The sequence below is a fragment of the Nonomuraea sp. NPDC001636 genome (assembly GCF_040298265.1).
Classification (GTDB): Bacteria; Actinomycetota; Actinomycetes; order Streptosporangiales; family Streptosporangiaceae; genus Nonomuraea.
This window is the reverse complement of record NZ_JBEOZT010000004.1, coordinates 202,078-220,528: the sequence shown is the minus strand read 5'-3', so window position 1 is coordinate 220,528 and position 18,451 is coordinate 202,078. Positions and strand designations below refer to the sequence as shown.

Below are 18,451 nucleotides of genomic sequence, written 5' to 3'. Positions count from 1 at the left end.
CGACGGCCGGGGAAGACGCGCGTCACCTCTGGGTTGCTAAAGCGGGAAACTGGTGATGCGGAGTCCCGTGGTCGGCTACAAAGGTGAGGGTTGTCGGTGGAAACGGTGACACGGGTGAGGAAGACTATGCATTCCGGGCATATCGTACGGTGGGCGGTTGTCGCCGGCGCCGTGCTGCTCACCGGCGCCTGCGCCCAGGCGACCGGGGTGGCAGGCGTCAGCGCCCAGTCGCCCTCCACGGCCCCGCCCACGAGCACGGCCACGGGCACGCCCACCGTCACCCCGGCGGTCACCGCCACCATCCCCTCGCCCGGCCCGTCCGGCCAGGACGGCGAGCAGCAGGCCGAGCGGCCGCCCAAGGGGGACGACCCGGTCAAGGTGCCGCCGCCCAAGCTGTCGAAGTTCACCTACACGTTCCCGGTCAAGGGCTGCGGCACGACCTACCAGCGCAGCCTGCTGGTGCTGCCCAAGACGACGATCTGGGCCCCGCAGGGCTGCTCGTTCGTCGCGCCGGTGGACGGCGTCGTGGACGAGGTCAACGTCAAGAACCGGTGGGCGCCCTCCACCGACAAGGGCGCCGACCGCGAGGGCCGGTTCGTCACGATCATCGGCGACGACGGCGTGCGCTACCTCGGCGGCCACCTCGACTCCGTCGCCGACGGCGTGCGGCCCGGCGTGCGGGTCAAGGCGGGGCAGCTGCTCGGCCGGGTGGGCAGGTCGGGCAACGCCCGCGACGCCGGCTCCAACCTCTACTTCGCGATCTCCTGGAAGACCGGCCCGGCCTACTGGTGGGTGCGCCGGGGCATGGTCGAGCCGTGGGACTACCTGGACGCCTGGCGCTCCGGCAACCGCACGCTCTCCCCCCGCAAGGAGACGCTGGCGCTGCGCGGCAAACTCGGCGAGACGCCGCGCTGCGCGGTCCAGTGCACGTCGAAGAAGGTGCCGCAGGCCACCAAGCAGCCCAGGAAGCCGCGCAAGACCGCCGAGCCGAAGGACGACAACCCGATCACGGCGGACCCGTCGTCAACTCCTTTCGGTCAATGACGACGCCCGACCTGATCAGCTCCTGGATCTCCGGCACGGCGTCCCGGGTGTTGACGCTCATGCCGGCGACCACCCGGCCCTCGCGCAGCCAGAAGGCGACGAACCGCAGGTCCTCCGGCGCCCCCCGGCAGACGATCTCGTCGTGGCCGTCGGTGTCGCCGGTGAACTCCATGCTCAGGTCGTACTGGTCGGTGTAGAGGTAGGGGATGTCGTCGTGGACGACGTCCTGGCCGAGCATGGCGCGGGCGGCGGCCGGACCGCCCTTGAGCGCGCCCGAGCGGTGCTCGACGCGGACGTGCCGGCCGTACAGGGGGTGGAAGGGCTCGGCGGCGTCGCCGGCGGCGTACACGTCGGGGTGCGAGGTGCGCAGGGAGGCGTCGGTGCGGATGCCGTGCCGGACCTCCAGGCCCGCGTCGCGGGCCAGCTCCACCTCGGGCGCGACGCCGATGCCGGCCACCACGAGGTCGGCCGTCAGCCGCTCCCCCGTGCTGAGCCGCACGCCGGTGCCGGTGACCTCGGCGACGGCGGTGCCGAAGCGCAGGTCCACGCCGTTGCGGGCGTGCAGGCGGGCGAACACCGCGCCCAGCTCGGGGCCGAGCGCCCGGTGGAGCGCGGTGGGCTCGGGCTCGACGACGGTGACCGGGCAGCCCGCCGCGCGGGCCGCCGCCGCGCTCTCCAGCCCGATCCAGGACGCCCCGACCACGATGACGCTGCCGCCCTCGGCGAAGCGCCGCCTGAGCGCCTCGCAGTCCTCGACGGTACGCAGGTAGTAGGCGGGGCCGGGCAGGCGTCTCGGCGTCGCGCCGGTCGCGATCAGCAGCTTGTCGTAGGCCCGCCGGGACCCGTTGGCGAACCTGACGACGTGGTTGCGGGGCTCGATGCGGGTGACGGGCAGGCCGAGCCGCAGCTCCACGTCGTTGTCGGCGTACCAGCCGGGGGCGTGGACGTAGATCTTCTCCCGCTCGCCGCCGCCCCGCAGGTACTCCTTGGACAGAGGCGGCCGTTCGTACGGGCGTTCGCTCTCCGCGCCGGCGAGCACCACCTCGCCGGCGAAGCCCTCCTCGCGCAACGTCTGCGCTGCCTTGGCTCCCGCAAGGCCCGCGCCGACGATGACATATGTAGCCATGCGCGCAGTATCCGCCGACGAGGCAGGTCCGCAAAGCCGCTTGTGGGGGCGGTTTCAGCGGCCCCGGCGGCCTGCCGTCACTTCGACAGCCGCCGGTGCCAGGCCACGGCCGAGGTGTCGGTGAGCGAGGCGATCTGGTCGATCACGACGCGCACCCGGGCGGGGTCGTCGGGGGCGTCCAGGAAGGCGGGACGGAAGGCGGGTTCGAGGGTGGCGGGGGCGCCGAGCGTGATCAGCGAGGCCAGCTCGGTGATCAGCTCGCGCTGCCTGGCCTGGTTGGCGTGGTGGCCCTCGGTGGTCATCACGTAGTGGGCGGTGACGCCCTTGAGCAGGGCGCACTCCAGCAGCGTGGCGCGCGGCACGACGAGGTCGGCGCGGTGGCGGGCGCCGTGGACCTCCTTGGTGGCGGTCTGGGCCGAGCGGCAGAACCGGCCGATCAGGCCGCTGGTGAGCGCCTTGAGGCCGGCCAGGTCGGCGAGGGTGGCCTCGAAGCGGCGCGGCCACAGCGGGTCGGCGATCAGCTTGGCGAAGACCTCCTCCAGCTCGTTGAGGTCGGCGCCGGGCGCGTACCAGGCGCGGGTGACGCGGGCCACCGCGCCGCGCTCCACGGGCGACTGGAGCGCCTCGGGGGTGACGTGGCCGGAGTGGAGCGCGTCCTCCAGGTCGTGGACGGAGTAGGCGACGTCGTCGGCCCAGTCCATGATCTGGGCCTCGAAGCTCACGCGGCCCTCCGGGGCGCCGTCCCTGATCCACTCGAAGACCGGCAGGTCGTCGTGGTAGACGCCGAACTTCGGGGACTTCTCGCACGTCCAGGGGTATTTGACGGAGGCGTCGAGTGCGGCCCTGGTGAGGTTGAGGCCGGCGCTGCGGCCGTCGTCGGTCAGGACCTTGGCCTCCAGCCTGGTGAGCAGGCGCAGGCTCTGGGCGTTGCCCTCGAAGCCGCCGCACGAGGTGGCCAGCGCGTTGAGCGCGACCTCGCCGTTGTGCCCGAACGGCGGATGGCCGAGGTCGTGGGCCAGGCAGGCGGTCTCGACCAGGTCGGGGTCGACGCCGAGCGTGGCGCCCATCTCCCTGCCGACCTGGGCGCATTCGAGCGAGTGGGTCAGCCGGGTGCGCGGGATGTGCTGGCCGCCGCCGAGCGTCTCGCCGGGGCCCACGACCTGGGTCTTGGCCGCCAGCCTGCGCAGCGCGGCGCTGTGCAGCACGCGGGCGCGGTCGCGTTCGAACGCACCGCGGCCGGGGTTGCCGGGTGGTTCCGGGACCCATCGTTCCTGGTCGTGCTCGTCGTAGTACGACATTGGTGCAGTGATTTTATCCAGTTTCCTGTCTCCGCTAGTGTCGAGCCTCGCGAGAACCCCTTCCCCGGGAGCCCTCCCCCATGACGACAGCGTTCCGAGCGGTGCTGGCCTTCAGTCTGCTCGCCGGCTTCTACGTGCTGGTCGGCGTCATCCTGGTGGCCGCCGTGTTCTTCGACGTCCTGCTGCTGGTGGACTTCCACATCGCGGCGCTGAAGGTCGCGATCGTGCTCACGCTGGCGGCGGGCGCGCTGGTGCGGGCGCTGTTCATGGTCGGCAGGAACCAGGGGGGCGACCTGCCGGGCGTGCCGGTGGGGCGCGAGCACGAGCCCGCGCTCTGGCAGGCGGTGGAGGACCTGGCCCGGCGGGTGCGCACCGCGCCGCCCGACGAGATCCGGCTCGTCCCCGAGGTGAACGCGGCGGTCTCGGAGGACACCCGGTTCCTGGGGCTGCGCGCCACGCGGCGGCGGATGTACATCGGGCTGCCGCTGCTCCAGACGCTCACCGTCGACGAGCTGCGCGCCGTGCTGGGGCACGAGCTGGGCCACTACAGCGGGGCGCACACGCGGCTCGGCGCGCCCGTCTACCGGGGGCGGGTCTCCCTGATCGCGACCGTGCAGGGGCTGGGCAACCATCCGCTCATTCAACGGCTCTTCGCCTGGTACGCCAAGCTCTACCTGCGGGTTTCGCAGGCCGTGTCGCGCCGCCAGGAGCTGGAGGCCGACGCGTTCGCGGTGGCGATCGGCGGGCGCCAGGCCATGTCGGGCGCGCTCCGCAAGATCCACGACACCTCCCTGGGCTGGGACCTGTACGCCGGCGACTACCTCGCGCTGACCGGCGTGGGCGGCGCCCGGCCCGCCTCGGTGTTCGGCGGCTTCCACGCGCTGATGAACGACCCCGTCCGGCGGGCCGAGATCGCCCGGCTGGGCGAGCGGCCCGAGGAGGTCTCGCCGTACGACTCCCATCCCAGCCTGGCCGACCGGCTGGCCGCCATCGCGGTGCTGCCCGAGCCCGAGCACGTCCCCGACCCGCGTCCGGCGCTGACGCTGCTGCGCGACCCCGACATCGCGGCCGAGGCGGTCGAGCGCTCGATGTGGACACCGGAGGCGCTGGCCGGGCTGCGCCCGGTGCCGTGGGACGAGCTGGTGGCCCAGGGCATGTACGCCGGGCGCAACGCCGAGGCCCTGCACGACCTGGCGGTGGCCGGACAGCGGGTGATGGGGGCGGCGCGCCCCTACCTCGACGCGGCCTTCGAGGCGATCGCCAGGGGCCGCCAGGCCGAGCTGGCCGAACGGCTGCGCGAGCTGGGCTGGAAGCCGTCGGAGACGCTGCTCGCCGGGGTGCTGGGGCAGGCGCTGGAGGCGGTGCTGATCCAGCTCGGCGAGGCCAGGTGGACGCTGTCCTGGTCGGGCCCCGCCCGGCTGCTGTACGACGACGGCGAGGAGGTGGCCCTGGCCGAGTACGCGGCCCGGGTCGCCGGTGATCCGGAGGCCGTGGCCGGGCTGCGGCAGTGGCTGGGCGACCACGGGATGCGCCACGACTACGTGCCGGCCGAGGAGCCCCTGCCCCGTTAGCCGGTCGCGGGCGGCCCGGCGGCCGGCCGGCGGACCATGAGGACGTCCACCTGGTCCTCGCCCTCGACGGTGAAGCCGTGCCGCGCGTAGAGCCGCTGGGCGGCGCTCCCCCGCAGGACGACCAGGCGCACGGTCGCCCGCTCGGCGTCGGCGCGGTCCAGCAGCGCCCGCAGCACGGCCGAGCCGAGCCCGCGTCCCTGGACGGCGGGGGCGAGGTAGAAGTGCTCCAGCCAGCGCCCGTCCTCGGCGGGGCGCAGGGTGACGCAGCCGGCGAAGGCGCCGCCGGCCAGGATGACGGAGGTGTGCCCGGGGGCGAAGGAGTCGCGGAAGCGCTGCCGTACCCGGTGCTCGTCGAAGCGGCCCAGCCGTTCCAGGTCGGGGCGCATCACCGTGGCCCGCAGCTCCGCGATGGCCTCCACCTCGTCCGGCCCGGCGGGCCGCAGCTCCCATTCCAGGAGATCTTTCATGCCGGAAAGTATCCCAAAAGCCGCTTTTCGCGTGATCTCCGGGGTTCATGGACAGGAAATCAACAGATCTTCAACCGGGCGCTCCTACGATCCGTCGCAAGGAGCGCTCCTCCAGGGGCGCCGGCAGGGAGGGAACCCCCGTGAACTTAGGCGTCCCGGAGATCATCATCGGTTTCGTGCTCTTCTTCCTCCTGATCGGGATCGTGGTGTTCACCGCCGTGGCGCTGGCCAACCGGCGCCGCGGGTAGGGGCGGCCGGGACCCGGAGGCCCGGCCGCCGCGCTCGTCAGCGGGTGTCGGAGTCGGTGTCGGTCAGGGCCGCGCGACCGGCCTCCAGCCGGGCCACCGGGATGCGGAACGGGGAGCAGGAGACGTAGTCGAGGCCGACCTCGTGGCAGAAGTGCACCGAGTCGGGGTCGCCGCCGTGCTCGCCGCAGATGCCGACGTGCAGGTCGGGGCGGGCCGCGCGGCCCTCCTCGACGGCGATCCTGACCAGCCGTCCGACGCCGTCGCGGTCCAGGGTCTCGAACGGGCTGACGCCGAAGATGCCGAGCTCCAGGTAGCGCGAGAAGAAGGCGGCCTCCACGTCGTCGCGGCTGAAGCCCCAGGTCATCTGGGTCAGGTCGTTCGTGCCGAAGGAGAAGAACTCGGCGGCCTCGGCGATCTGGCCCGCGGTCAGCGCCGCCCTCGGCACCTCGATCATGGTGCCGATCAGCGCCTCGACGCCGGTCTCGGCGAGGATCCTGGTCGCCTCCTCGCGTACCGACTCCAGCTCCTGGACCGACGCCACCAGCGGGATCATGATCTCCGGACGCGCACCCGGGACCTCGGCCGCGGCCTGGGCGATCGCCCGCACCTGCATGGCGAACAGCCCGGGGATCACCAGGCCGAGCCGCACGCCGCGCAGGCCCAGCATCGGGTTCTGCTCGTGCAGCCTCTTGACGGCGGCCAGCAGCCTGCGGTCCTTGTCGGTCACGTCGGGCGAGGTGGCGACCTTGACCGACAGGTCCACCAGGTCGGGCAGGAACTCGTGCAGGGGCGGGTCGATGAGCCGGATGGTCACCGGGTCGCCGCCCATGGCCTTGAAGATGCCGATGAAGTCGGCCTTCTGCAGGGGTTCGAGGGCGTCGAGCGCGGCCTGCCGCTCCTGGTCGCCGTCGGCCAGGACGAGGTCCTCGACGAGCTGGCGGCGCTCGCCGAGGAACATGTGCTCGGTGCGGCACAGGCCGATGCCCTGGGCGCCGAAGCGGCGGGCCCGCGCGGCGTCCTCGGGGGTGTCGGCGTTGGCGCGGACCCGGAGCCGGCGCACGGAGTCGGCGTGGCCCATGATCCGGTCCACGGCCCTGACCAGGTCGTCGTCCGGCTGCGCGCCCTCGAAGTACTCGACGACGGCCGAGTCCACGACCGGGACCTCGCCGAGGTAGACCTCGCCGGTGGTGCCGTCGATGGAGATGACGTCCCCCTCGGCGACGACCTCGCCGCCGGGGGCGGTGAACCTGCGCTCGCCGGTGGAGACCTCCAGCTCCTCGGCGCCGCACACGCACGTCTTGCCCATGCCGCGGGCGACCACGGCGGCGTGCGAGGTCTTGCCGCCGCGGCTGGTCAGGATGCCCTTGGCGGCGATCATGCCGGCCAGGTCATCGGGGTTGGTCTCGCGGCGGACGAGGATGACGTCCTCACCCCGTCCGGCCAGCTCGACGGCGCGCTCGGAGGAGAAGACGACCTTGCCCACGGCCGCGCCCGGCGAGGCGTTCATGCCCTTGGCGATCTTCTTCTTCTCGGCGCCGCCGTCGAAGCGGGGGAACATGAGCTGGGCGAGCTGGTCGCCGGTGACGCGGGTGACGGCCTCGTCGAGGGTGATCAGGCCCTGGTCGACGAGCTGGGTGGCGATGCAGAAGGCAGCCGCGGCGGTGCGCTTGCCGACCCGCGTCTGGAGCATCCACAACTTGCCGCGCTCGATCGTGAACTCGATGTCGCACAGGTCCTTGTAGTGGTTCTCCAGCGTCTCCATGATCTGCAGCAGCTCGTCGTAGGAGCGCTTGTCGAGGCGTTCGAGTTCCTGGAGGGGGATGGTGTTGCGGATGCCGGCGACGACGTCCTCGCCCTGGGCGTTCTGCAGGTAGTCGCCGTAGATGCCCTGCTGGCCGGAGCCGGGGTCGCGGGTGAAGGCGACGCCGGTGCCGGAGTCGTTGCCGACGTTGCCGAAGACCATGGCCACGATGTTGACGGCGGTGCCGAGGTCGGCCGGGATGCGCTCCTGGCGGCGGTAGAGGACGGCGCGCGGGGCGTTCCAGGAGTCGAAGACCGCCATGACGGCCAGCCGCATCTGCTCGCGAGGGTCGGCGGGGAAGTCCTTGCCGGTCTGCTCCCTGACGATGCCCTTGTAGGTCTCGACCAGACCCTGCAGCTCGGCCGCGTCGAGGTCGGTGTCCTGGCGGCGGCCCTTCAGCTCGTCGAGCGCGTGCTCGAACAGGTCGCCATCGAGGCCGAGCACCGTCTTGCCGAACATCTGGATCAACCGGCGGTAGGAGTCCCAGGCAAAGCGGTCGTTGCCGCCCGCCTGCTTGGCCAGGCCGTGCACCGACTCGTCGTTGAGCCCGATGTTGAGGACCGTCTCCATCATGCCCGGCATGGAGAACTTCGCGCCCGACCGTACGCTGACCAGGAGCGGGTCGTCGGCCTGACCGAGCCGGCGGCCCATCTGGGCCTCCAGGGCGTCCAGGTGCTCGGCGACCTCGCGCTCCAGGCCGTCGGGAAGAGCGCCTTCCGTCAGGTAGTGACGGCAGGCTTCAGTGGTGATCGTGAATCCGGGGGGTACGGGCAGCCCGAGATTCGTCATCTCGGCGAGATTCGCGCCCTTTCCACCGAGAAGATCCTTGAGATTCCTGTTGCCCTCGGTGAAGTCGTAAACGTACTTGGCCACCACAGCTCCAATCCAACGCTTCTGTCCCGGACTCTACCGGCGAAATTGATGATGAAACTGCACTCCTCGGTTAAGTCATCGTTTTTGCAGGTCAACGGCCCGTGACAGGTCTAATCCAATTATAGGACCGCTGCCCGATAAATTGGTTTATACCAATTGGTTTACACCAATTCTTGAGAAAGAGGAGCGAGAGGTGGGGAATCGGATCCGGTCCCGCCAGGAGACGCCCATGGCCGCCCGCGCCAAGCCCAAGCGTCGTGCAGGCTTCGTCGCGGGATCGGCCAAGCCCCCGCGGACACGGTGATCTACCTGGACCTCAGGCCCCCGCGACCGGCCGGCGGCCGTCGTGATCGCTCAACGTGACCCAGCTCGGGTCGTTCCGCGATATGGACGTGATCGAGGCATGACACTCTGCTCGCATGCCCCGCACGACGCCCCGAGGTCTGATGGCCGCCTGCCTGGTCCTGGCGCTGTCCGCCTGCGGCTCGGGAACGCCCGAGCCCTCCGGGGGGTCGACGGTGCCGGGAGCGGAACAGCGGCACGCGACCCAGCTCCGGCCGGGCGACTGCCTCGTGTCCATCCCCGACGACCTGATCGCGACGCTCGTGCCGTGCGGCAACCCGCACGCGGCCGAGTTCGGCATGATCTACGTCGTGCCGGAGGGGGCGTGGCCGGGCGCCGAGCAGGCCAGGCGGCAGGCCACGGAATTCTGCGCGCCGCGGCTGCGGATCGCGCCGGGCAGGCGGGGCGAGGTCGAGGTGACCGCGTTACCGCCGCTGGAGGAGGAGTGGCCGCGCCACCGCACGGCCTACTGCGTGGCGGTGGCGCGGGACGGGCAGCTCGTCGGGCGCGTGGTGGAGTAGGACGCACAGGCCCGCGCCGGCGCGGGCCCCGCGAGGCGATCAGGCGCGGGCGGGCGATCAGGCGGGGCGTCAAGCGGGGCCGGGCGGTCAGGCGGGACGGTCAGGCGGGGATGGGGTTGGTCTCGGGCGCCGGGCCCGGCGCGCCGTCGCGCGGCGGCAGCCACAACACGAACGTGGCCCCCTGGCCGAGCCTGGAGAACACCGCCACCCGTCCCCCGTGCGACTCCACGATCTGCCGGACGATCGCCAGGCCCAGGCCCGTGTGCCGGTCGCGCCGGCTGGCCTCGCCGCGCCAGAACCGGTCGAAGACCCGCTCCTGCTCGGCCACGCCGAGGCCGGGGCCGTCGTCCCTGACCGCGACCCACAACCAGCCGCCCGACCGGCCGGCCTCCACCCGGACGATGCCGCCCGGCGGGGTCAGGCGCACGGCGTTGGACAGCAGGTTGGCCACGGCCCGGCGCAGCGCGTCCTGGTCGCCGGTCATCTCCAGGTTCCGGTCCAGCCGCCGGGTGATCGTCAGGCCGCGGGCGGCGGCCGGCGCCGCGTACTCCTCGCACGCCTCCCGCGCCACCCTGCCCAGGTCGAGGTCGGTGTCGGCGAACGCGGTCGCCTGCCGCCGGGCGCTGGCCAGCAGGTCCTCCACGAGCCTGGTCATGCGGGTGGTCGCCCGGTCCACGATCTGCACGGCCCTGGCCCGCTCCGCCTCGCTGGCGTCGGGCGAGGCGAGCACGGCGTCCACGTTGGCCCGGATGATCGTCAGGGGGCTGCGCAGTTCGTGCGAGGCGTCGTCGATCAGCCGGCGCTGGGCGCTGAACGCCTCCTCCAGCCGGTCGAGCATGGTGTCGATGGTGTCGGCCAGGTCCTTGAGCTCGTCGCGCGAGCCGCCCAGCCTGATCCGCCGCGTCAGGTCGGTCGCCTGGATCTCCTCCGTCGTCCGGGTGATCGACCGCACCGGACGCAGCACCCGTCCCGACAACACCCAGCCGATGCCCAGGGACGCCAGGTAGAGCCCGGCCAGGGTGGCCAGCGAGTAGTCGCGCAGCGTGGCCAGCGTCCTGATGTTGACCTCGTTCTCGACCTCCTCGATGAAGACGACCTCCTGCTTGCCCACGTACTGGTTGCCGCGGTACGCCTTGGCGTACTCGGTCGAGTACGGGCGTTCCTCGGTGGTCTTGGAGACCGCGACGTAGATGCCGCCCAGCACCAGCGCGGCCAGCACGAACAGCAGCCCCGAGTAGAGCACGGTGAGCCGGAAGCGGATGGTGTGGATCACGCCGGCTCCCTGAGCCGGTAGCCGCGGCCGATCACCGTCTCGATGAGGCCGTCCTCCTGGAGCTTGCGGCGCAGGTTGCCGACGGTGACCCGGACGGTGTTGGTGAACGGGTCGGCGTGCTCGTCCCAGACGTGTTCGAGCAGCTCCTCGGTGGAGACCACATGGCCGGGACGGGTCATCAGGTAGTGCAGCACGCCGTACTCCTTGGGGGTCAGGGCCAGGGAGCGGCCGTCGAGGGAGACCTCCATGCGGGCGGTGTCGATGCGCAGCCCGCCCACCTGGAGGACGGCGGTGCCGCCGGTGTCCCTGCGCAGCAGCGCCCGCACCCTGGCCAGCAGCTCGGGGAAGGCGAACGGCTTGACCAGGTAGTCGTCGGCGCCCTCGTCGAGGCCGCGCACCCGGTCGTCGAGGCGGTCGCGGGCGGTGACCATGATGATCCGCACCCCGCGGCCGGCGGCCCGTACCGAACGGCAGAGCTCGAAGCCGTCGCCGCCGGGCAGGTTCAGGTCGAGCAGGACCAGGTCGTAGGTGTTGACCTCCAGCTTCTCGTGCGCCGACGGCGCGTCGTAGGCCACGTCCACCGCGTAGCCCGCCCGGACCAGACCCACCCGTAACGCGTCGACCAGGTCTTCCTCGTCCTCGACCACCAGCAGTCGCATGATCTTGACCATAGTTCCGGATGAGGGGTCACGCCATGGGGCCGGAGCGGCGTTCCCGGCTTCCGCACCACCTCACCAAACGCCAGCGAAAGACCACATAACTATCGCCTTTACACGATTTTTCGGTGCTCGCCATTAGATCTTTCCACCATGACGCCCTTCCAGCGATATTTGGCAGAAGAAGTGGCACTCGACCACGTAGAGGGCCTGATCTCGCGGCGCGAGGCCCTGCGCCGCCTGGGCCTCCTCGGGCTCACCCTCCCCGCCGCCACTGCTCTCCTCGCCGCCTGCGGCGCCACCCCGGACACCGACCCGGCGAGCACGTCGACGCCGCCCGCCGCCGCGCCGTCCGGCGCGGCCTCCCCCGCGGGCCCGGCCCCGCTGCCCACGCAGGAGATCACGTTCCCCGGCCCGGACGGCACCACCCTGCGGGCCGCCTGGGCCCCCGCCGCCGTCCCCAAGGGCGCGGTGCTGGTCATGCACGAGAACCGCGGGTTGACCGACCACATCCGCTCGGTCACCGGCCGGCTGGCCGCGAGCGGCTACTCGGCCCTGGCGCCCGACCTGCTCTCCCGGGACGGCGGCACGGCCGCGTTCGCTGACACCGCCCAGGTCACGGCCAGACTGGGCGAGATCCCCCAGGAGCGGTTCGTGGCCGACATGAAGGCGGCCGTCGGCGAGCTGGAGCAGCGGGCCGAGGGCGCCGGGCTGGGCATGATCGGGTTCTGCTTCGGCGGCGGGATGACGTGGCTGCTGCTGTCGGCCGGGGAGACCCGGCTGGCCGCCGCGGCGCCCTTCTACGGCCCGCTGCCCGACGACGCCGACCTGAGCGGGGCCAAGGCGTCCGTGCTGGCGATCTACGCCGAGCAGGACGACCGCGTCAACGCCACCAGGGACGCGGCCGAGGCGGCGCTGACGAAGGCGGGGCTCACGCACGAGCTGGTGACCGTCCCCGGCGTCGGCCACGCCTTCTTCAACGACACGGGCGCCCGCTACGACGAGCGGGCCGCCTCGCAGGCCTACGACTACGTGCTGACCTGGTTCGGCCGCCACCTATCCTGACCGACCCGGTTTGTCCTGCGGTCTGGCTGGAAAACGCGAGCGCCGCCCGCGGCGGAGAGCCGGGGCGGCGCTGGCGAGGTGAAGCCGCGGTCAGTCGTTGAGACGCTGGCGCAGGTAGGAGTCGACCTGGTCGATGGCGATGCGCTCCTGGGCCATGCTGTCGCGCTCGCGGATCGTCACGGCGTGGTCTTCGAGGGTGTCGAAGTCGACGGTGATGCAGAACGGGGTGCCGATCTCGTCCTGGCGGCGGTAGCGGCGGCCGATCGCGCCCGCGTCGTCGAACTCGACGTTCCACCGCCTGCGCAGCTGCGCGGCTAGGTCGCGGGCCTTCGGCGACAGGTCGGCGTTGCGCGACAGCGGCAGCACCGCGGCCTTGACCGGCGCGAGCCGGTGGTCGAGCCGCAGCACCGTGCGCTTCTCCAGGACGCCCTTGGCGTTGGGCGCCTCGTCCTCGGTGTAGGCGTCGAGCAGGAAGGTCAGCGTGGCCCGGTCGACGCCGGCGGCCGGCTCGATGACGTAGGGGACGTAACGCTCACCGGTGTCCTGCTCGAAGAAGCTCAGGTCGACGCCCGAGGCCTTGGAGTGGGCGGTGAGGTCGAAGTCGGTGCGGTTGGCGATGCCTTCGAGCTCGCCCCACTCCGAGCCCTGGAAGTTGAAGCGGTACTCGACGTCGACGGTGCGCTTGGCGTAGTGGGACAGCTTCTCCTTCGGGTGCTCGTAGAGGCGCAGGTTGTCCTTGTTGATGCCCAGGTCGGAGTACCAGCGGAAACGCTCGTCGATCCAGTACTGGTGCCACTCCTCGTCGGTGCCGGGCTTGACGAAGAACTCCATCTCCATCTGCTCGAACTCGCGGGTGCGGAAGATGAAGTTGCCCGGGGTGATCTCGTTGCGGAAGGACTTGCCGACCTGGCCGATGCCGAACGGGACCTTCTTGCGCGCCGACTGCTGCACGTTGAGGTAGTTGATGAAGATGCCCTGGGCGGTCTCCGGACGCAGCCAGGCCAGGCCGGACTCGTCCTCCACCGGGCCGAGGAAGGTCTTGAGCAGGCCGCTGAACTGCCGGGGCTCGGTGAAGGTGCCCTTGTTGCCGCAGTTGGGGCAGGTGATGTCGGCCAGGCCGTTCTCGGGCTCCTTGCCGTTCTTCTCCTCGTACGCCTCGACGAGGTGGTCGGCGCGGAAGCGCTTGTGGCACGACTGGCACTCGGTCAGCGGGTCGGTGAAGGTCTCGACGTGGCCGCTGGCCCGCCAGACCTCGGGGGCCAGGATGACGCAGGAGTCGAGGCCCACCACGTCGTCGCGCGACTGGACCATCGACAGCCACCACTGCCGCTTGACGTTGTTCTTCAGCTCGACACCCAGAGGACCGTAGTCCCACGACGCGCGAAGTCCGCCGTAGATCTCGCTCGACGGGTAAACGAGCCCGCGGCGCTTGGCGAGGCTGACGATGGTGTCCATGACGTCGGTGCGTCGTGCCATTTTGGTTGCGTCTCTTTCCGGCTGGAGGTCGGCGAGTGAATTCGGTGAGATCCCAGCTTAGGGGACGCTCACCCGGTCCCGCGCGCGAGTATCGCTACGCACCCTCTTGCGTGTACACGTCCTCGTACGCGCTGGGTTCGTTGACCATGAGGATCATCAACGGGTACATGACCATCCTGGAGGCCGACAGCGCCCTGCGGTAGAACCCCGCGCCCTCCCATTCGCTGACCAGCGCCCACAGGTTGGGCTCGTCGACCGAACGGGCCAGCCGCCCGCGGTGGAAACCCGGCTGGGCGGCGAAGGTGTCGAGGATGGCGTGGCCCTGCTTGAGGAAGTCCTGGGACTGGGACTCTGGCACGGTGTATCGGATCACGGCGAGCACCAGCCCAGCCTAGAGGTGCGCACCCTGCTGTCACGCGAACTCCCATAGGCTCTCGACGTGGCCTCCAAAAACAAGCGCCCGCTGCCCCGGGGCGAGCAGTTCTTCACGCCGGGCGCGGGCGGCGCGCGCAAGGCCGTCGAGCGGCGCAGCGCGGTCCCGATGACGTTTCTGTTCACGCAGGTGCCCAGGTGGGTGGCCCCCGCCGTGCTGGTGATCCTGCTGCTGGCCGCCTTCGCGCTGGCCAACTGGCTGGGCGGCGTGGCGGCGCTGGTGGTGCTGGCGTTCGTCGGGTGGCTGGCGTACCTGTCGTGGCCGTCGCTGGGCATCGGCGGGCGGCTGCTGCGGGTCGTGATGCTGGTCTTCCTGGCGCTCCTGGCCGCTGACCGGTTTGGGGCGTTCTAGTCCGGCCCGCCGGAGATTTTGACAATCATTTTCATTTTCTCCATACTTGAGGGCGTGATGTCCCGTACGCCCCCAATGCGCGCCGTAACCTTCCTCGCCGGAGCAGCCCTGCTGGCCACGTCCGCCTGTGGCGCCGGGGCCGCGGAGAGCACCGAGACCGCCGCGGGCGGCAGGCCCGCGGTGATCGCCGCCTTCTACCCGCTCCAGTGGCTCACGGAGCAGGTGGCCGGGCCCGACGCCGACGTGACCGTCCTGACCGCGCCCGGCGTCGAGCCGCACGACCTGGAGCTCGGCATCCAGCAGATGACCAAGCTCCAGGACGCCGCGCTCACGGTCTACGTCAAGGGCGTGCAGCCGGCCGTCGACGACGCCGTCTCCGCCGACACCGCCTTCGACGCCGCCGCCGTCGTCACCACGATCCCGGCGGGCGGGCACGCCGGTGAGGAGGGGCACGCCGAGGAGCACGGCGTCTCCTACGACCCGCACATCTGGCTCGACCCGTCCCGGCTGGCCACGGTCGCCGGGAAGCTGGGCGGGCGCCTGGCCGCCGCCGACCCCGCCCACGCGCAGGCGTACAAGGACCGCGCCGCCACCGCGGCGGGCGTGCTGGGCGGCCTCGACCAGGAGTTCGCCAAGGGCCTGGCCGGCTGCGCCGGCAAGACCCTGGTCACCGCGCACGAGGCGTTCGGCTACCTGGCCGACCGCTACAAGCTCAAGCAGGTGGGCATCACGCTCGACCCCGAGACCGAGCCGTCGCCCAAGCGCCTGTCGGAGGTGGCCGCGCTGGCCAGGGCCGAGGGCGCCACCACGATCTTCACCGAGTCCCTGGTGAGCCCGAAGGTGGCCGAGGTGCTGGCCGGCGAGGTGGGTGCGAAGACGGCCGTGCTCGACCCGCTGGAGAGCAAGCCCGCCGGCGACTACCTGACGGCCATGCGCGACAACCTCAAGACCCTCCGGACGGCTCTGGGGTGCGCGGCATGAGCGAGACGGCCTTCGCGATGACCGGCGGCCGGGTCAGCTTCGACGGCCGCCAGATCCTGCGCGGCGTCGACCTGACCGTCCGCCCCGGCGAGGTGGTGGCCCTCCTGGGGGCCAACGGCTCGGGCAAGTCCACCCTGGTCCGCGCGCTGCTCGGCCTCACCCCGCTGTCCGGCGGCCAGACCCTCCTGTACGGCCGCCCGCCCGCCCGCTTCCGCGACTGGTGGCGCATCGGCTACGTGCCCCAGCGCCTCCAGGTCGGCGGCGGCGTGCCCGCCACGGTCCGCGAGGTCGTGGCCTCGGGCCGCGTCGCCAGGCAGAGCCGGCTGCGCAGGACCAGCGCGGCCGACCGGGCGGCGGTCGCGCACGCCTTGGACGCGGTCGACCTGACCGGCCGGGCCGGCGACCCCGTGCAGTCGCTCTCGGGCGGCCAGCAGCAGCGCGTGCTCATCGCCCGCGCCCTGGCCGGGGAGCCCGACACGTACGTGATGGACGAGCCCACGGCGGGCGTCGACGCCGAGACGCAGCAGCTCCTGGCCGACACGCTGGGCGGCCTGGTCCGCGACGGCAAGACGATCGTCCTGGTCGCCCACGAGCTGGGCCCGCTGGAGCCGCTGATCACCCGCGGCGTCGTGGTCCGCGAGGGCCGCGTCGCGCACGACGGCGAGCCGCCGCGGCCCGAGGGCGAGTGCGCCAGGCCCGGACACGAGCACCAGCATCCGCACGCCGAGGAGCCGGCCGCCGGCCCGCTGACCGGCTGGCAGGGAGAACCGCGATGATCGACCTTCTGCAGGAGAACCTCTTCCAGCTCGCGCTGATCGCCGCGCTGCTGGTGGGGCTGTGCGCGCCCGCGGTGGGCACGTTCATCGTGCAGCGCAGGCTGTCGCTGCTCGGCGACGGCATCGGGCACGTCGCGCTGACCGGCGTGGCGCTGGGCTTCCTGACCGGCACCGCGCCGGTGCTGACGGCCGTGGTCGTCTCGGTGCTGGGCGCGGTGGCGATCGAGCTGGTCAGGGCCCGCGGCCGGACCAGCGGCGACGTCGCGCTCGCCCTGCTGTTCTACGGCGGCATCGCGGGCGGCGTCATGCTCATGGGCATCGCCCCCGGCGGCAGCAACGCCAAGCTGAACTCCTACCTGTTCGGCGCCATCGCCAGCGTCACGCGGGAGGACATCTGGATCATCGGCGGGCTGGCCGTGGCGGTGATCGGCGTGGTCGTCGTCTTCGGCAGGGAGCTGTTCGTGCTCTGCCAGGACGAGGAGATGGCCAAGGCCAGCGGCCTGCCGGTGCGCTTCCTCAGCCTGCTGATCGCGGTCACCGCCGCGCTCACCGTGGTCATCGCCATGCGCGTGGTCGGCCTGCTGCTGGTCAGCGCCCTGATGGTGATCCCGGTGGCCACGAGCCAGCAGCTCACCAGGGGCTTTCGGGCCACGATGGGCCTGGCGATGCTGTTCGGCGTGCTCGCCTCGGTGGGCGGTCTGCTGGCCTCGACGATGTCGTCGCGGGTGCCTCCGGGCGCGGCGATCGTGCTTCTCGCCCTCGCCGGCTTCGTCCTGGCCCTGGCTGTCGGTAAATTCGTACGGCGAGGCCGTATCCAGGAGTCCCCAGTGAGCCGGCGACCACATGTCCGTGTCGAGGAGGTCGCATGACGACGAGGCGCGATGCCGTGCACGACACCCTTCGCCGCAGCGAGGGGTTCCGCAGCGCCCAGGACGTCTACGCGGAGATGCGCCTGCACGGCGCCAAGATCGGGTTGACCACCGTCTACCGGGCGCTGCAGGCGCTGGCCGACTGCGGCCAGGTCGACGTGCTGCGCACCGACGAGGGCGAGTCGGTCTACCGGGCGTGCGCCAGCGACGACCATCACCACCACCTGGTCTGCCGTCGTTGCGGGCACACGGTCGAGGTGGCCGGGCCGGCCGTCGAGCGCTGGGCGGAGGCGGTCGGCAGCGACCACGGCTTCACCGAGATCACTCACACGGTCGAGGTCTTCGGCACCTGCTCGTCCTGCTCGGCGCCGGCCCGCGTGGGCTGAGGTCCGCGGGAGCCGTACAGCACGCCGAGCACGACGGCGGCGCATCCGGCGAGCTGCAGCGCGGAGGGCCGCTCCCCCAGCGTGAGCGTGGAGATGGCGACCGTGGTCATCGGCTGCACGAGCAGCAGCAGCGCCGTGAGCGCCGCGGGCTGCCTGGGCAGCGAGTACGTGATCAGCAGCCAACCGGCCACCTGCGGCCCCAGCGCGAGCAGCAGCAGCCACCCGTGCGCCGGCCATTCCGGCGCCAGGTCGGCGCCGCCGAACAGCGGGCTGAGCGCGGCGATCAGCACGGTGGCCACGACGGTCGCGTGCGCCAGGGGGCCCGCCGTCCGGCCCGGCCCGGCCTTCATGAGCAGCAGGTAGGCGGCGTACACGACGGACGTCGCCAGCCCGGTGACGGCGCCCATGACGGGGTCGAGCCCGTACGCCGCGCCGTCGAACACCCCGGAGATCAGCACGACCCCGCCGAAGACGATCGGCGTGCTCGCCATGAGCCGGTTGGACGGGCGCTCGCGGAAGAGGCCCCAGGCGGCGAAGGCCACGATGAACACCTGCAGGTTGCCCAGCACGGTCGCCAGGCCCGCGCCGACCAGCTTGATCGACTGGTGCCAGAACAGCAGGTCGAGCGAGAACAGCACGCCCGCCGCCCAGGCCGGCAGCGCGTTCCGCCAGGGCAGGGGCCCCAGCTTCCGCCGTTCGAGCCAGGCGAGCAGCAGCATGGGCGGCACCGCGTACGCGCAGCGGAACAACGCCGACGTCGCGGGCGACACCCCGGACAGCCGCACCAGGGGCGCCGAGGTGGAGATGATCAGTGCTCCGGCGATCGCGATCAGGACGATACGCCGATATGCACTCACGGAAACCCCCGGAGCCCCATGGGAGAGATACGCTGCG

General features: G+C 71.8%; 18 protein-coding genes. 9 read left to right on the top strand and 9 right to left on the bottom strand.

The window, feature by feature from the left end:
- The first annotated feature begins 126 nt into the window (after positions 1–126).
- Entirely contained in the window at positions 127–1,044 is a 918-nt protein-coding gene (locus ABT158_RS10750; RefSeq protein WP_352352535.1) for a M23 family metallopeptidase, read from the top strand.
- On the opposite strand, the gene ABT158_RS10745 is transcribed toward ABT158_RS10750, so the two are convergent.
- Together ABT158_RS10745 and ABT158_RS10740 are read right to left on the bottom strand one after the other, a co-directional pair.
- A complete protein-coding gene (locus tag ABT158_RS10745; RefSeq protein WP_352352534.1) occupies positions 1,007–2,170 on the bottom strand; it encodes an NAD(P)/FAD-dependent oxidoreductase in 1,164 nt (387 codons plus the stop codon). The two genes, ABT158_RS10750 and ABT158_RS10745, sit on opposite strands and share 38 nt — an antisense overlap.
- Before the next feature lie 77 nt (positions 2,171–2,247).
- Entirely contained in the window at positions 2,248–3,468 is a 1,221-nt protein-coding gene (locus ABT158_RS10740; RefSeq protein ID WP_352352533.1) for a deoxyguanosinetriphosphate triphosphohydrolase, read from the bottom strand.
- 80 nt (positions 3,469–3,548) lie between these two features.
- On the opposite strand from ABT158_RS10740, the gene ABT158_RS10735 reads away from it, so the two are divergent.
- On the top strand, positions 3,549–5,039 hold the full coding sequence (locus ABT158_RS10735; protein WP_352352532.1) for a M48 family metalloprotease: 1,491 nt from the start codon (positions 3,549–3,551) through the stop codon (positions 5,037–5,039).
- Here the strand turns inward: ABT158_RS10735 and ABT158_RS10730 are convergent.
- Positions 5,036–5,506, bottom strand: a complete 471-nt coding sequence (locus ABT158_RS10730; RefSeq protein WP_352352531.1) for a GNAT family N-acetyltransferase — start codon at positions 5,504–5,506, stop codon at positions 5,036–5,038. The genes ABT158_RS10735 and ABT158_RS10730 overlap by 4 nt on opposite strands.
- A 285-nt stretch (positions 5,507–5,791) precedes the next feature.
- Positions 5,792–8,428: a pyruvate, phosphate dikinase gene (ppdK, locus tag ABT158_RS10725; protein WP_352352530.1), complete on the bottom strand. Its 2,637-nt coding sequence runs from the start codon at positions 8,426–8,428 to the stop codon at positions 5,792–5,794.
- Between the two features lie 419 nt (positions 8,429–8,847).
- On the opposite strand from ppdK, the gene ABT158_RS10720 reads away from it, so the two are divergent.
- A complete protein-coding gene (locus ABT158_RS10720; protein WP_352352529.1) occupies positions 8,848–9,291 on the top strand; it encodes a hypothetical protein in 444 nt (147 codons plus the stop codon).
- 100 nt (positions 9,292–9,391) lie between these two features.
- Here the strand turns inward: ABT158_RS10720 and ABT158_RS10715 are convergent, their stop codons facing one another.
- Together ABT158_RS10715 and ABT158_RS10710 are read right to left on the bottom strand one after the other, a co-directional pair.
- On the bottom strand, positions 9,392–10,564 hold the full coding sequence (locus ABT158_RS10715) for a HAMP domain-containing sensor histidine kinase (RefSeq protein ID WP_352352528.1): 1,173 nt from the start codon (positions 10,562–10,564) through the stop codon (positions 9,392–9,394).
- Positions 10,561–11,223 (bottom strand): response regulator transcription factor, encoded by a 663-nt coding sequence (locus tag ABT158_RS10710; RefSeq protein ID WP_352352527.1) that lies wholly within the window; start codon positions 11,221–11,223, stop codon positions 10,561–10,563. Before ABT158_RS10710 ends, ABT158_RS10715 begins: the two co-directional genes overlap by 4 nt.
- A 150-nt stretch (positions 11,224–11,373) precedes the next feature.
- Between ABT158_RS10710 and ABT158_RS10705 the strand changes: the two genes are divergently transcribed.
- Positions 11,374–12,285, top strand: a complete 912-nt coding sequence (locus tag ABT158_RS10705) for a dienelactone hydrolase family protein (protein WP_352352526.1) — start codon at positions 11,374–11,376, stop codon at positions 12,283–12,285.
- A gap of 90 nt (positions 12,286–12,375) precedes the next feature.
- Here the strand turns inward: ABT158_RS10705 and ABT158_RS10700 are convergent, their stop codons facing one another.
- A complete protein-coding gene (locus ABT158_RS10700) occupies positions 12,376–13,761 on the bottom strand; it encodes a glycine--tRNA ligase (protein ID WP_352352525.1) in 1,386 nt (461 codons plus the stop codon).
- 94 nt (positions 13,762–13,855) lie between these two features.
- Positions 13,856–14,143: an antibiotic biosynthesis monooxygenase family protein gene (locus ABT158_RS10695; protein WP_352352524.1), complete on the bottom strand. Its 288-nt coding sequence runs from the start codon at positions 14,141–14,143 to the stop codon at positions 13,856–13,858.
- A gap of 57 nt (positions 14,144–14,200) precedes the next feature.
- Between ABT158_RS10695 and ABT158_RS10690 the strand changes: the two genes are divergently transcribed.
- The 5 genes from ABT158_RS10690 (at position 14,201) to ABT158_RS10670 (ending at position 17,557) form a co-directional block, all read left to right on the top strand.
- Entirely contained in the window at positions 14,201–14,545 is a 345-nt protein-coding gene (locus tag ABT158_RS10690; protein WP_352352523.1) for a DUF6703 family protein, read from the top strand.
- Between the two features lie 75 nt (positions 14,546–14,620).
- Positions 14,621–15,526, top strand: coding sequence for a metal ABC transporter substrate-binding protein (locus ABT158_RS10685; protein WP_352352522.1), 906 nt, complete (start codon positions 14,621–14,623; stop codon positions 15,524–15,526).
- Positions 15,523–16,302, top strand: coding sequence for a metal ABC transporter ATP-binding protein (locus ABT158_RS10680; RefSeq protein WP_352352521.1), 780 nt, complete (start codon positions 15,523–15,525; stop codon positions 16,300–16,302). Before ABT158_RS10685 ends, ABT158_RS10680 begins: the two co-directional genes overlap by 4 nt.
- On the top strand, positions 16,299–17,171 hold the full coding sequence (locus ABT158_RS10675) for a metal ABC transporter permease (RefSeq protein ID WP_352352520.1): 873 nt from the start codon (positions 16,299–16,301) through the stop codon (positions 17,169–17,171). Before ABT158_RS10680 ends, ABT158_RS10675 begins: the two co-directional genes overlap by 4 nt.
- Positions 17,168–17,557 (top strand): Fur family transcriptional regulator, encoded by a 390-nt coding sequence (locus ABT158_RS10670; RefSeq protein ID WP_352323403.1) that lies wholly within the window; start codon positions 17,168–17,170, stop codon positions 17,555–17,557. Before ABT158_RS10675 ends, ABT158_RS10670 begins: the two co-directional genes overlap by 4 nt.
- On the opposite strand, the gene ABT158_RS10665 is transcribed toward ABT158_RS10670, so the two are convergent.
- Positions 17,497–18,414 (bottom strand): DMT family transporter, encoded by a 918-nt coding sequence (locus ABT158_RS10665; RefSeq protein WP_352352519.1) that lies wholly within the window; start codon positions 18,412–18,414, stop codon positions 17,497–17,499. The two genes, ABT158_RS10670 and ABT158_RS10665, sit on opposite strands and share 61 nt — an antisense overlap.
- Positions 18,415–18,451: the final 37 nt, after the last annotated feature.

What these genes read in the sequence shown, in the direction of transcription:
- ABT158_RS10750 (WP_352352535.1), top strand. Translation starts at nt 127, where the DNA reads ATGCATTCCGGGCATATCGTACGGTGGGCGGTTGTCGCCGGCGCCGTG.
- ABT158_RS10745 (WP_352352534.1), bottom strand. Translation starts at nt 2,170, where the DNA reads ATGGCTACATATGTCATCGTCGGCGCGGGCCTTGCGGGAGCCAAGGCA.
- ABT158_RS10740 (WP_352352533.1), bottom strand. Translation starts at nt 3,468, where the DNA reads ATGTCGTACTACGACGAGCACGACCAGGAACGATGGGTCCCGGAACCA.
- ABT158_RS10735 (WP_352352532.1), top strand. Translation starts at nt 3,549, where the DNA reads ATGACGACAGCGTTCCGAGCGGTGCTGGCCTTCAGTCTGCTCGCCGGC.
- ABT158_RS10730 (WP_352352531.1), bottom strand. Translation starts at nt 5,506, where the DNA reads ATGAAAGATCTCCTGGAATGGGAGCTGCGGCCCGCCGGGCCGGACGAG.
- ABT158_RS10720 (WP_352352529.1), top strand. Translation starts at nt 8,848, where the DNA reads ATGCCCCGCACGACGCCCCGAGGTCTGATGGCCGCCTGCCTGGTCCTG.
- ABT158_RS10710 (WP_352352527.1), bottom strand. Translation starts at nt 11,223, where the DNA reads ATGCGACTGCTGGTGGTCGAGGACGAGGAAGACCTGGTCGACGCGTTA.
- ABT158_RS10705 (WP_352352526.1), top strand. Translation starts at nt 11,374, where the DNA reads ATGACGCCCTTCCAGCGATATTTGGCAGAAGAAGTGGCACTCGACCAC.
- ABT158_RS10700 (WP_352352525.1), bottom strand. Translation starts at nt 13,761, where the DNA reads ATGGCACGACGCACCGACGTCATGGACACCATCGTCAGCCTCGCCAAG.
- ABT158_RS10685 (WP_352352522.1), top strand. Translation starts at nt 14,621, where the DNA reads ATGCGCGCCGTAACCTTCCTCGCCGGAGCAGCCCTGCTGGCCACGTCC.
- ABT158_RS10680 (WP_352352521.1), top strand. Translation starts at nt 15,523, where the DNA reads ATGAGCGAGACGGCCTTCGCGATGACCGGCGGCCGGGTCAGCTTCGAC.
- ABT158_RS10675 (WP_352352520.1), top strand. Translation starts at nt 16,299, where the DNA reads ATGATCGACCTTCTGCAGGAGAACCTCTTCCAGCTCGCGCTGATCGCC.
- ABT158_RS10670 (WP_352323403.1), top strand. Translation starts at nt 17,168, where the DNA reads ATGACGACGAGGCGCGATGCCGTGCACGACACCCTTCGCCGCAGCGAG.